We start from the raw sequence: 12,863 nt of genomic DNA on the forward strand, positions 1-12,863 counted from the left end.
AGTTCCCCCGTTCGCCACGATTTGCCCCCGGTAATTTCACCCACACCCGGTTGTAGTGACACAGAGTAGTTGTGTGTTTACGCGGTGACCGTTCGGGGAAACCCGGTCCGCGTTGCCAACAGGTCACAGGTCACCCGCGGAGGGGCAGGTCATGACGGTGGTTGAAGAGTCCTATGTGGACACAGCAGTCGGCATGGGCGACATCGAGCTGCGGGTCCCGGCGGACGTCCGGTGCCTGCCGTTCATCCGGTCACTCGCCGCCACCATCGCGACGCGCGCGGACTTCACCACCGACTTCGTGGAGGACTTCCGCCTCGCGGTGGACGAGGCCGGCGCCATGCTGGCCGCGTCCGCCTGGCCCGGCTCCGAACTGCGCTGCCGGTTCCGGGTCGGCACCGACTCGATCACCCTGCAGGCCACCGCACTGTCCACAGTAGACTTACTACCGGACCCGTCAGCCCTGTTCGGCTGGCGGGTCCTCACCACCCTAACCGACACAGCGAAAACCCGGATAGAACAAATCCCCGGCGGCTATCGAGTAGTCATCGAGCTAACCAAACGCGCCGCTCTCTGACCCTCGCGTACCCACAATTCCAAAAGTCTGCGCACCCAGCACCGATCGCCGCTGTTCGGGCAGGCTGTCAAAGACTGTTCGCTCGCCGCTCGGGCAGGCCGCCAAGAGGGAGCCCTTGTCCTAGGCATTGCTGGTGTGGTTAGGTTGTTTGGTCGCGGCGCCTCCCTCCCGTGTGGCCTGCCCAAGGGAATCACATCTGGCATGTGGTGTCCGGCTTGGGTCTCGGTCCGTATCGCTCCCGCTGTCTGCCGGTTTGCGTGGGCGGACCGGATGGCTACCGTCGTTCGGACACCACATGCCAGATGTGATTGGCTTCGCCCAGGCCACACGGGAGGGAGACACCACTCCGGGCCTGGTGTGCTGCACGGGCACGCGCTTTCAAACCCATTTCGCCGTTTCCCCGGTCCCCGTTTCGCTGGTCTCCGCTTCTCTGGTTCTCCGTTCCCCCGATCCCATTTCCCGGTGGCAGGCTTCGCGGTTCCTGTTTCCCCGATGGCCGGTTTCGCGGCCCTTGTTCCCCGTCCTTGGCTTCACGGTTCCCGGTTTCGCATTTCCCCGGTCCCCGGCTTCCGAGAATGAAAACACCCTTCTCGCGACGCGGTTTCTTTGTTCGCCGATAGCCGAATGTCTCGTCTTTCACTACATTCATTCTCTGCGTTCGATAGAATTGCCTTATGGACATCACAGCGCCACTATGGCGAACCAGCGACACCGAGCTGGTCAACGCCCACACCGCTGTGGTCCAACGCCGCCGTCAACTATACGCCGAAGAACTCCGCCTGGTGGCCGAAATGGAAAACCGTGGCATCGCCACCAAACTCGGCTACAGCAACACCCCCGCATTGCTCATGCACACTGCTCGGCTCAGTCGCACCGAAGCCCGCCACCAACTCGCCCAAGCCCACGACCTGCACGCCGCCACCACCCCCACCGGGTCGGTGATCGACCCAGCGCTGCCCCAGACCGCTGAAGCGTTGGCGCGCGGCGAAGTCGACTCCGAACACGTGGACGCCATCCGCACAACCCTCGCTGACTTGCCCCACCTGGACGCCGAACAACGCGCCACCGCCGAGCAAGTCATGCTGACCCGCGCCGCCGAAGACGACCCGAAAGCCCTACTCCGATTCGGCACCCGAGTCCGCGACATCGTCGACCCGGATGGGCCGCCACCACCAGAGGAAGAGCCGATCCGGCCAGAGCGGATGCTGCGTCGGCACACCCGCCGAGACGGCAGCATGGAGTTCAAAGGCCACCTCGACCTCGAATCAGCCCAACTCTTCGAAAACCTACTCAAACCCTTCGAGAAGCCACACCCCGAAGGCAACGACACCCGAGGGTACGCCGAACGGGCTGGGGACGCCTTCGCAGACGTGCTGCGGATGGCGGCCAACTGCCCGGACCTGCCCACCCACAACGGCGCACGCACCGAAGTCGCCGTCACCATCTCCTTCGAACAACTACAACAGTCCCTGGACGACGTGCTGCTCTCCAGCGACCCACGGATGACCGCCCGAGAAGCCCGCCGCCTCGCCTGCGATGCGCACATCCTGCCCGCCGTCCTCGACGGTGATTCGAAACCGTTGGATGTGGCCGTCCCCGCCTATGCCGCCCCAGCCCACATCCGACGCGGACTCTACCTACGAGACAAAGGATGCGCCTTCCCTGGATGCGAACGACCAGGCAGCGTCTGCGACGCCCACCATGTCGCGCATTGGGCACAAGGTGGACCGACCACAATGGACAACATGGCGCTACTGTGCCCCCAGCACCATCGGTTGGTGCACAACAGTGACTGGGCGGTGAAGATGATCGACGAGAGACCATGGTTCATCCCGCCAACCTATGTGGACGCGTCACGAACACCAAGACGCAATCACATCCACGCGCCCATCCCCAGTGCGGCATGACCGGCCGCACTGGGGGGCAAGCCCTGCAATCCGCGTGTCCACACAGCACAGTCGGAGCGCGAAGCGCTTGCCCGCGCAGCAAACCTGGCCCGAGTGGTGACTCCCTCCCGTGTGGCCTGGGCGAAGCCAATCGCATCTGGCAGGTGGGGTCCAAGCCCACGGAGCCCAACCGGAGGTCCGCCTACGAGACCCAACAAGAAGCGGTAGCGATACGGACCGGAAGACCAAGCTGGACCCCACCTGGCAGATGCGATTCCCTTGGGCAGGCCACACGGGAGGGAGGCGCCGCGACCAAACAACCTAATCACAGCAGCAAAATATGACAACAGGCTCCCTCTTGGCGGCCTGCCCAAGCGGCGAGCGAACTCTTTGACACCAGGCGTTATCAAACCGTCTGACGGGCAGGCAACAGGTCCAAGTCTTCCATGGCAAGGACTGCGCCAAGGGCCAAGAGGCCGCCGGTGACGCCGACGACCGCGATTGTTGTGCCGATCGCTTCTGCGATACCGTTGTGGGTGCCTGCGGTGAACAGGGTTTGGGTGATGGCGAGGCCGGTGCTGCCGCCGAGTTGTTTCATGAGGTTGAGGCCGGCGGTGGCTGAGCCTATGTCTCGGCGGTTGACTGCTGTCTGCGCGACGATGGCGATGCCGCCCATTGCTGGGGCGGTTCCGATGCCGACCAGTGCCGCGCAGGAAATGGTCAGCCACAACGGAAGTATGTCGATCATCGCCAGGGTGGCCGATGCGGCTGCCACCAGGATCGCGCCGGCCGCCAGCAGTCCTTTGACCCGGCCGGTTCGCAGGACGATCATAGCCGTGCCGCGGTTTCCGATCAGCATGCCCACCATCAGTGGGATCACCGTGAGCGCGGACTGGGTTGCGCTCAGGCCACGTACCTGTTGGAAGTACAGGCCGATGAACAGTCCGGCTGGCATGGTGGCCACCGTGAACAGGAATCCGGCCAGGCTGACGGCACTGTAGGTCCGGTTGCTGAACAGTCGCAAAGGGACGATGGGTACGGCGGCGCGTCGTTCCACGAAGATGAAGGACGCGAGTACCGCCAGCCCGGCCAGCAGCATGAGGACTCCTTGGGAGTTGTTCAGCGCCACCAGGACCAGTGCGATCCCGGCGCTGAGCAGGAGCACTCCGGCGACGTCGAAGCGGCCGACGTCCCGGCCCGGCGGGCGACCACCAGGGACGAGTACGGCCAAGACGGCGATCGCGGCGGCGCCGATGGGCAGGTTGACCAGGAAGATCCACCGCCAGCCGAGGTGGTCGGTGAGCAGGCCGCCTTCCAGCGGCCCGCCGACGAAGCTGATCAGCATCAGCCCGGCCATCAGTGTCTGCATCCGGATCAGGCCCGTGGACTCGTGTGGCGGGTACAGGTCACGGACGAGTGTCATGCCGACGGTCATCAACGCGCCCGCGCCGACGCCCTGCACCACCCGGAACGCGATGAGTTGGGCCATGTCCTGGGCCAGGCCGCAGAGTGCCGACCCGACGAGGAACAGGGTCATCCCGGTGAGCAGCGGGATCTTGCGGCCGTGCAGGTCGGCGAGCCGGCCGTAGACCGGGATGGTGATGGTCGACGCCAGCAGGTAGGCGGTGACGACCCAGGTCAGGCTCTGTTCGCCGTGCAGCTGTTCGACGATGCGCGGCATGGACGTGCCGGTGGCCGTGCCGTCCAACGCGCTGAGCAGCACACCGCCCATGGTCGCCAGCAGGATCAGGAGCTTCCGTCGGTCATCCATAGGTCAAGTTTGACCGGTAAGATCAGACCTGTCAAAGATAGGCGTCATGTCACTGCGGCACGCCGTCCTCGCCACCCTCCTGCCGGGCCCACAGAGTGGCTACGACCTGGCCAAGAAGTTCGACGACGTGATGCGCCCGGTCTGGTACGCCCGGCGCAACCAGATGTACGGCGAACTGGCCAAGCTCACCGAGGCGGGCTTCGCCGAAGAGGTCGCCGAAGGGGCCAGGGGCCGGCGGGTCTACGTGGTCACGCCGGCCGGGCGCGCCGAGTTGCGCCGTTGGCTGGTGGACGCGGAGCCGGATCGGACCGGCCGGGACGAGACCATGCTCAGGGCCTTTCTTGTGTCCACTTTGGACAAAGAAGACGCGCTGGCCGTGCTGGACCGCGAAGAAGAGGTCCTCGGCACCGAACTCCGCCAACTCAGGGCGTACCTGATCGAACTCGCCGAGGTGGAGGCGCCGACCGACCCGAAGGCGCTGGGACTGGACCTGCGGGCCCGGATGCTGGCGGCGATGCTCGGCTGGATCGCCGAAGCCCGCCGCCGCATCAACGAGTGATGGCCCCCGGCGTCGCCGGAGGCCATCACACCGTCATCCGGGGGGTTACTTGTAGATCTCGCCGTTCGCGGCCTTCTCGACCAGGGAGGCGGGCGGCTCGAACCGGGCGCCGTAGCGTTCGGCCAGCTCACGGGCCCTGGCCACGAAACCGGCGAGCCCGCCGGAGTAGCCGTTGATGTACTGGATCACGCCACCGGTCCACGGCGGGAAGCCGATACCCATGATCGAGCCGATGTTCGCGTCCGGGATCGACGTGAGCACACCCTCGTCGAAGCACTTCACCGTTTCCAGGGCTTCGGCGAAGAGCATCCGCTCCTTCATGTCCTCGAACGGGATCTCCGCGCTGCCCGAGCCGAACGCCTCCGCCAGGCCCTCCCACAGATGCGTGCGCTTTCCGTCCACATAGGAGTAGAAACCGGCTCCCGCGGACCGCCCCTTCCGGTCGAACTGGAGCACCAGCTTGTCGATCACGGCCTCGGACGGGTGCGCCACCCAGGTGCCGCCGGCCGCCTCGACGCCGGCCTTGGTCTCCTCACGGATCTTGCGGGGCAGGGTCAGGGTCAGCTCGTCCATCAGCTGCAGCGGCGGCGCCGGGTAGCCGGCCTGGCTGCCGGCCTGTTCGATGGACGGGATCGGCAGGCCCTCGCCGACCATGGCCACCGCCTCGTTGAGGAACGTGCCGATCACCCGGCTGGTGAAGAAGCCACGGCTGTCGTTGACCACGATCGGGGTCTTGCGGATCTGCTGGGCCACGTCGATCGCCTTGGCCAGGGTGGCGTCGCTGGTCCGCGCGCCGCGGATGATCTCCAGCAGCGGCATCTTGTCGACCGGCGAGAAGAAGTGGAGGCCGATGAAGTCCTCCTGGCGCTGCACACCGTCCGCGAGGCCGGTGATCGGCAGCGTGGACGTGTTGGAGCCGAGCACCGCGTCCGGGTTGACGAAGCCCTCGATCTCCTGGAACACCTTGTGCTTCAGGGTCGGGTCCTCGAACACCGCCTCGATCACCAGGTCACAGCCGGCGGCGTCCTCGGCGCGCTCGGTCGGCGTGATCCGGGCGAGCACCGCGTCGGCCTTCTCCCGGGTCGTCCGGCCGCGGGACACGGCCTTCTCCAGCAGCTTGACCGAGTACGCCTTGCCCTTCTCCGCCGCCGCAAGGGAAACGTCCTTCAGCACGACGTCGATGCCCGCGCGGGCGCACGAGTACGCGATACCCGCGCCCATCATCCCCGCGCCCAACACCAGCACCTTCTGCGCGGTGAACTTTTCGTACCCCTCAGGACGGCTACCGCCGGAGTTGATGTGCTGCAGGTCGAAGAAGAACGCCTTGATCATGTTCTTCGCGACCTGACTGGTCAGCAGCTCGACGAAGTAGCGCGACTCGATCTGGGTCGCCGTGTCCACGTCGACCTGCGCGCCTTCCACGGCCGCCGCCATGATGTTCTTCGGCGCCGGCATGTTCGCGCCCTTGAGCTGCTTGCGCAGGTTCGCCGGGAACGCCGGCAGGTTGGCCGCGAACGACGGGTTCGTCGGCGTGCCACCGGGGATCTTGTAGCCCTTGACGTCCCACGGCTGCACCGCGTCCGGGTTGGCCTTGATCCAGGCACGGGCGTTCGCCAGCATCTCCGCCGGCGTCGCCACCACCTCGTGCACCAGGCCGACCTCCAGGGCCTTGGCCGGCTTGTGCCGCTGGCCCTGCAGGAGCACGTTCAGCAACGCGTTCTGGATGCCGAGCAGGCGCACGGTCCGCACCACGCCACCGCCGCCCGGCAGCAGGCCCAGAGTGACCTCGGGCAGGCCGATCTCGGAGCGTGGGTCGTCCAGCGCGATCCGGTGCTTGCACGCCAGCGCGATCTCCAGGCCGCCGCCCAGCGCGGCGCCGTTGATCGCCGCCACCACCGGCTTCGGCAGCTGCTCCAGCTTGCGCAGGTCGGCCTTCATGTCGTTGACGCGCTTGGTGATCTCGGCCGCGTCCGTCTTGCGGGTCTTGCTCATCAGCTTCAGGTCGCCGCCGGCGAAGAACGTCTTCTTGGCGGACGTGAGGATCACCCCGGTGATCGACTCCTGTTCGGCGGCCAAACGCTCCACAGTCTCGTGCATCGACTCGCGGTACGTGTCGTTCATCGTGTTCGCGGACTGGTTCGGGTCGTCCATCGTCAACGTGACGATGCCGTCCGCGTCCTGCTCCCAGCGGATCATGTTCTCGGTCATCTCGCTCCTCAGACCCGCTCGATCAGGGTGGCCAGGCCCATGCCGCCACCGATGCACAGGGTGACCACGGCCCGGCGGGCGCCGCGACGTTCCAGCTCGTCCACCATGGTGCCGGTGATCATCGCGCCGGTCGCGCCCAGCGGGTGGCCCATGGCGATCGCGCCGCCGTTGACGTTCAGCTTCTCGTCCGGGACGCCCAGGTCCTTCTGGAACTTCAACACCACCGACGCGAACGCCTCGTTCAGCTCGAACAGGTCGATGTCGTCCACGGTGAGCCCGGCGGTGTGCAGCAGCTTGCGGGTCGCCGGAGTGGGGCCGGTCAGCATGATCGTCGGGTCCGAGCCGGTGACCGCGGTGGCCGCGATCCTGGCCCGCGGGGTCAGCCCGAGGTCCTTGCCGACCTGCTCGTTGCCGACGAGCACCAGCGCGGCGCCGTCGACGATGCCGGACGAGTTGCCCGCGTGGTGCACGTGGTTGATCTTCTCGACCCAGTGGTACTTCTGCAGCGCCACCGCGTCGAAACCGCCCATCTCGCCGATGCCCTCGAAGGACGGGCCGAGCTTGCTCAGACCTTCGACCGTGGTGTCCGGCCGCATGTGCTCGTCGTGGTCAAGGACCGTCACGCCGTTGCGGTCCTTGACCGGCACGACGGACTTGGCGAAGTAGCCGCCCGCCCATGCCTTGGCCGCCAGCTCCTGCGACCGGACGGCGTAGGCGTCCACGTCGTCCCGGGAGAAGCCCTCGATGGTGGCGATCAGGTCCGCGCCGATGCCCTGCGGCACGAAGTACGTGTCGTAGTTGGTCTCCGGGTCCATCGCCCACGCGCCGCCGTCCGACCCCATGGCCACGCGGGACATCGACTCGACGCCGCCGGCGATGACCAGCTCGTCCCAGCCGGCCCGGACCTTCTGCGCGGCCTGGTTGACCGCCTCAAGGCCGGACGCGCAGAACCGGTTGACCTGCAGGCCGGCCACGGTGTCCGGCAGGCCGGCGAGGACGGCGGCGCTGCGCGGGAGGACCGAGCCCTGGTCGCCCACGGGGCTGACGATGCCCAGGACCAGGTCGCTCACCCGGTCGGTGTCCAGGTTGGGGTGGCGGCCGCGCAACTCGTCGATCAGCCCCACCACCAGCGAGATCGGCTTCACGCCATGCAGCGAGCCGTTCTTCTTGCCACGGCCGCGAGGCGTTCGGATCGCCTCGTAGATGAACGCTTCTGTGCTCACGCCGCCGTTCCTCTCACCCGCACTGGTGCTAATTCTCATTCACATAATGGAACGAATCCGCTGCTTGTCAAGGACATGTCGGTCATTTACCGTCGCAAGGAGTGAATTACGAGATGGAGGTCACAGGACCCGTGACAAGCCGGCCGCGCAATCGCAAGGAGCAGCTCACCGACGCTGCTGCCGAGTTGTTCCGCCGGCACGGCTACCACGGCGTGAGCGTGAACGACATCGCCGCCGCGGCCGGCGTGACCGGCCCAGCCGTGTACCGGCACTTCCGCGGCAAGCAGGATGTCCTGGCACACGTGCTGCTCACTGGCCTTGACCGGTTCGGCCTGGTCACCGACCAGGCGCTGGCCCGGGACAAGCCACTGCACGCCCTGGTGGAGGCGGTGTCCGCGCTCGCGGTCGAACGGCGTGAGGTGACCGCGCTGTGGCGCTGGCAGGGCCGTCACCTGGACCGGGCGGACCGCGCCAAGATCCGCAAGGCCGGCGCCGAACTGATGGACCACTGGGTGTCGGCGCTCCTGGACGCCCGGCCGACGCTCATGCACGACGACGCGGAACTGCTGTGCTGGGCGGCGTTGAGCGTCTTCGGGAGCGTCGCCGACCACCACGTGACCCTGCCGAAACGCCGGTTCGAGCAGCTGCTCGGACGGTTGGCCTGCTCGGTGCTCGGCAGCACGTTGCTGTCGTCCCCGCCGGCCGCGGCCCGGTCGTGGCAACGGCCTCCAGCGACGCCACCGACCCGTCGCGAGGAGCTGTTGACCGCCGCGACCAGGCTGTTCCGGGAACGCGGGTACCGGGACGTGAGCATGGAGGACATCGGCGCCGCCGCCGGCATCGCCGGGCCGAGCGTGTACCGGCACTTCGCCGGCAAGGCCGAACTGCTGGCCGCCGCCGGTTACCGGATGGCGGACCGGCTGATGATGGCCGCCCGGCAGGCCGTCGACGAGGCGGGGTCGCCGCACCAGGCGCTGACCGGACTGGTCCGGTCCTATGTGGACATCGTATGGCGCTCGGAGGACCTGCTGTCGGTGTTCGCCAACGAGAACCAGCAGCTGCCCGACCGGGACCGCAAGGAGATCGTGCGGGTCCAGCGGGCGTACGTCGCCGAATGGGTGACGTTGCTCAGGACGGTTGCGCCGCGACTGCCGGAGCCGGAAGCTCGAATCGCCGTGCACGCGGCGCTGACCATCGTCAACGACCTGACCAGGACACCGCGGATCACCGCCCGCCCCGGGCTGGTGGCCGAGCTGTCCGGACTCGCCATGGCTGTCCTGGACGAGGCCGTTGCCCTTTAGGAGGTCCGATGTCAACGTCGACAGCGGCGCACATGCCGGGCGCCACCCGGTTCGACGAGTGGCTGCTCAACAAGCACTGGCGCAGAACCACACTGGCCGCGCCGCCGGCGGGCTCCAGGCTCTCGGCTGTCCCCGGCGACGGCGGCATCCCGCTGATCGGGCACTCGTTGGAAGCGTTGCGGCTCGGCCTGGACTTCGGCCTGAAGCGGTACGAGACGTACGGGCCGGTGTCGTGGATGCGGGCGTTCGGCGTGCGGATCGTCGGCGTCGCGGGCGGCGACGCGACCCAGGTCGTGTTGGCCAACAAGGACAAGACGTTCGCACAGCAGGGCTGGACGTACTTCATCGGCCCGTTCTTCCGGCGTGGCCTGATGTTGCTGGACTTCGACGAGCACATGTTCCACCGTCGCCTGATGCAGCAGGCGTTCACGCGCCCGCGGCTGACCGGCTACCTTGAGCACGTCGGCTCGGCCGCGGGCGACGGCGTCCGCTCGTGGCAGCCGGGAACGTTCCTCGTCTACCCGGCCATGAAACGACTCACGTTGGACATCGCCAGCCGCGTGTTCATGGCCTCCGAACTCGACGGCCAACAAGCCGCCCTGAACAAGGCCTTCGTCGACACGGTCCGCGCGGGCACGTCCATGATCCGCTTCGCCATGCCCGGCGGCCGGTGGAACGCCGGCCTGCGCGGGCGTCAGGTGCTGGAGGACTTCTTCCGCCGCAACGTGCCGGCCAAGCGCTCCAGCGACTCCAACGACCTCTTCGCCGGCCTCTGCCACGCCCGCGACGACAACGGGGACAGCTTCACCGACGACGACGTGGTCAACCACATGATCTTCCTGATGATGGCCGCGCACGACACGTCGACCATCACCACCACCGCGGCCGCCTACTACCTCGGCCAGCATCCCGAATGGCAGGACCGCGTCCGGCGGGAATGCGCGGCCGCCGGCCCCGGCCCACTGGACATCGACGCCCTGGAAGGCCTGCGCGACCTGGAACTCGTCATCAAGGAGTCGCTGCGCCTGGTCGCCCCGGTCCCGTCGATGGCCCGCAAAACCGTGCGGGACACCGAAGTCCTCGGCCACTACATCCCGGCGAACACCATGGTCGCGCTGAGCCCGTGGGTGAACCAGATGATCCCCGAGTTCTGGACCGAACCGGACCGGTTCGACCCCGACCGCTTCAACGACATCCGCCACGAGGAGAAATCCCACCGCTACGCCTGGATGCCCTTCGGCGGCGGCGCCCACAAGTGCATCGGCATGCACTTCGGCATGCTCGAAGTGAAAACCCTGCTGCACCAGATGCTGACACGCTACCAGTGGTCGGTGCCGACGGACTACCGAGTCCGCTGGGACTCGACGGCCTTGCCGGCACCAGCGGACGGGCTTCCCGTTGTGCTGGAACGGTTGTGATCAGTCCCCAAGGGACAGTGCCCAGCCGTTGCGGGCCTCGGTTTCGTTCTTCCAGATGACGCCTCGGTTCGCGTTGCCCATCTTGGCGCCGTACATCTTCTCGCCGGCCGGGATGTCCGTGACCGAAGCGCTGAACGCGCATTTGGTCGTCTCCGACGACCTTGCGAGGGTGCCGTGCGCGAGGACCTCGTTCTTCTGGTTGACGATCTCGACCTGCGAGCCGGCACTGATGTCGCTGTATCCGCCGCCTTCGCACCTGCCGTAGGCGCCGACGTGCACCTCCATGTAGACCGTCGCGGCGAACGACGTGGGCTTCACCAGGCCGTCCGGACTTCCGGTCGGCTGCTTGACCGGGTCGTGACCGGACGAGAAGACGAGCACGATCCCAGCGGCCACAGCGGCCGTACCGAAGATGACCGCGGCCACGATCGCAGCCGCCCTGTTCGACGCTGCTCGGCGCGGCGCGGCCTGGTTCGGCACGTCTTCGCCCGGCGCCGCCCGGTTCGGCCAAGGCAACTCAGCCCCTTCGTTGGACGGCGACCACCGCGACTCGGCTTGACCCGCCGCCACCCGGCCGGACACCGCTTGGCCCGGCACGCCTTCGCCCGACTCGGCCCGGTTCGGCCACGGCGACTCAGCTTGGTCCGGCACCACCTGGCTGGACACCGCTTCGCCGGAGCCGCCTTCGTTCGCCACCACCCGGTTCGGCCACCGCAGCTCAGTCTGATCCGCCGCCTGGTTGGTTACCGGCCGGTTCGGTTCGGTCATGGCGGCCTCCTCGGTACGCGTTGTGTCCACTGTGTCCCCGAGGATCTTGGGTGCGTTACTCTCCGCGCACGTCACGATTGGATGTACGGGTTCGTGTCACTCGTGCGGAGTATCGGTGGCGGGCTGGATCCTGCCGGTGGTCCTCTGCTACCGTCTCTTCCGTGACTACCGGGTCGGCCAAGAGCCAATCACAGACAGGTAACCCGGCTTTGTCGTGACCACCTCGCGGGCCCGTGGCCCGCCTCCCGCCGTTGTCGCGGTGGGAGAGGAGGTGAATACATGACAGATTCCCGTGAACAGGCGTTCTCCAGCTTTGTTGGGTCGTACCGGCCGAACACTGTCCTGGATGGACGCGTCGTCCAGGTCGTTCCCTTCGGTGCCTTCGTCGAGGTGGCCGAAGGGGTTGTCGGCCTGCTCTTCGACGAGCAGCCGGCGGAGGGCTCCGCGGTGCGGGTTCGGATCGTACAGACTGATCTGGACCGGCTTCGGATGAGCCTCGCCCTGGCGTAGTCCAGTGGGTCGCGGCAACAGGGCCCGTGCCGCGATCCCCACTACGCCAACGTGTTGAGGCTGGCGTCGAGCATCTCCGCCCAGCGTTCCACGATCCGGGCGCGGCGTTTGCCGTCGTCCGTCAACAGGTTCGCCAGGCCGAGGCCGCGCGCGAGGTCCAAAGTGGCCTGTACGGTCTCCCGCACACCTGGCGTACTCTCGTCCACACCAAGCAGGTCCAACGCCAGCTGATGCGCCGCGCGGCCGACGTGCGCCTCCAGCGGGACCACCAGTTCCCGCAGCTGCGGATCGGAGCTGGCGGCCACCCACAGATGCAGTGCCGCCCGGAAGACCTGGCCGGTGTACATCCGGACCACGAGATCCACGACCGCCTTGGTCCGTTCCCGGCCGGACGGCAGATCCGCGCTGTGCTCACGGATCCACTCGGTCCGCACGTCCGAGACGTAGTCGACCGCGGCCGCGAACAGGTCCTCGCGGGTCGGGAAGTGATGCTGCGCGGCACCGCGGGACACGCCCGCCCGCTCGGCGACCACGGCGACCGTGCTCCCGGCCCAGCCGACGTCGGCCAGGCATTCGATGGCGGCCTCGAGCAGCCGCTGCCGGGTCGCTCGGCTCCTGTCCTGCTGCGGCTCGCGCACCCTGGGC

11 protein-coding genes are annotated in these 12,863 nt (G+C 67.3%); 6 read left to right on the plus strand and 5 right to left on the minus strand.

Features of this window, described 5'->3' with window-relative positions:
- Positions 1 to 151: 151 nt before the first annotated feature.
- A complete protein-coding gene (locus EV192_RS42030) occupies positions 152 to 574 on the plus strand; it encodes an ATP-binding protein (RefSeq protein WP_132124328.1) in 423 nt (140 codons plus the stop codon).
- Positions 575 to 1,248: 674 nt separating this feature from the next.
- Positions 1,249 to 2,481, plus strand: a complete 1,233-nt coding sequence (locus EV192_RS42035; RefSeq protein ID WP_132124329.1) for an HNH endonuclease signature motif containing protein — start codon at positions 1,249 to 1,251, stop codon at positions 2,479 to 2,481.
- 385 nt (positions 2,482 to 2,866) lie between these two features.
- Here EV192_RS42035 and EV192_RS42040 read toward each other — a convergent pair whose 3' ends face one another.
- On the minus strand, positions 2,867 to 4,231 hold the full coding sequence (locus EV192_RS42040; protein WP_132124330.1) for an MFS transporter: 1,365 nt from the start codon (positions 4,229 to 4,231) through the stop codon (positions 2,867 to 2,869).
- Positions 4,232 to 4,277: 46 nt separating this feature from the next.
- Here EV192_RS42040 and EV192_RS42045 point away from each other — a divergent pair, with 46 nt between their 5' ends.
- Entirely contained in the window at positions 4,278 to 4,790 is a 513-nt protein-coding gene (locus EV192_RS42045) for a PadR family transcriptional regulator (protein WP_132124331.1), read from the plus strand.
- A gap of 45 nt (positions 4,791 to 4,835) precedes the next feature.
- On the opposite strand, the gene EV192_RS42050 is transcribed toward EV192_RS42045, so the two are convergent.
- Together EV192_RS42050 and EV192_RS42055 are read right to left on the minus strand one after the other, a co-directional pair.
- Positions 4,836 to 6,998, minus strand: coding sequence for a 3-hydroxyacyl-CoA dehydrogenase NAD-binding domain-containing protein (locus EV192_RS42050; protein ID WP_132124332.1), 2,163 nt, complete (start codon positions 6,996 to 6,998; stop codon positions 4,836 to 4,838).
- 8 nt (positions 6,999 to 7,006) lie between these two features.
- Positions 7,007 to 8,221, minus strand: coding sequence for an acetyl-CoA C-acetyltransferase (locus EV192_RS42055; protein WP_132124333.1), 1,215 nt, complete (start codon positions 8,219 to 8,221; stop codon positions 7,007 to 7,009).
- 113 nt (positions 8,222 to 8,334) lie between these two features.
- Between EV192_RS42055 and EV192_RS42060 the strand changes: the two genes are divergently transcribed.
- On the plus strand, positions 8,335 to 9,522 hold the full coding sequence (locus tag EV192_RS42060; protein ID WP_132124334.1) for a TetR/AcrR family transcriptional regulator: 1,188 nt from the start codon (positions 8,335 to 8,337) through the stop codon (positions 9,520 to 9,522).
- An 8-nt stretch (positions 9,523 to 9,530) separates the two neighbouring features.
- Entirely contained in the window at positions 9,531 to 10,940 is a 1,410-nt protein-coding gene (locus tag EV192_RS42065; RefSeq protein WP_132124335.1) for a cytochrome P450, read from the plus strand.
- Here EV192_RS42065 and EV192_RS42070 read toward each other — a convergent pair whose 3' ends face one another.
- Positions 10,941 to 11,708, minus strand: a complete 768-nt coding sequence (locus tag EV192_RS42070) for a hypothetical protein (protein ID WP_132124336.1) — start codon at positions 11,706 to 11,708, stop codon at positions 10,941 to 10,943.
- Between the two features lie 279 nt (positions 11,709 to 11,987).
- Here EV192_RS42070 and EV192_RS42075 point away from each other — a divergent pair, with 279 nt between their 5' ends.
- Positions 11,988 to 12,218, plus strand: a complete 231-nt coding sequence (locus EV192_RS42075; protein WP_132124337.1) for a S1 RNA-binding domain-containing protein — start codon at positions 11,988 to 11,990, stop codon at positions 12,216 to 12,218.
- Between the two features lie 41 nt (positions 12,219 to 12,259).
- On the opposite strand, the gene EV192_RS42080 is transcribed toward EV192_RS42075, so the two are convergent.
- Complete coding sequence (locus EV192_RS42080; protein WP_132124338.1) at positions 12,260 to 12,856, minus strand: TetR/AcrR family transcriptional regulator; 597 nt, start codon at positions 12,854 to 12,856, stop codon at positions 12,260 to 12,262.
- Positions 12,857 to 12,863 lie beyond the last annotated feature (7 nt).

The organism is Actinocrispum wychmicini (assembly GCF_004345645.1).
GTDB classification, from domain to species: domain Bacteria; phylum Actinomycetota; class Actinomycetes; order Mycobacteriales; family Pseudonocardiaceae; genus Kibdelosporangium; species Kibdelosporangium wychmicini.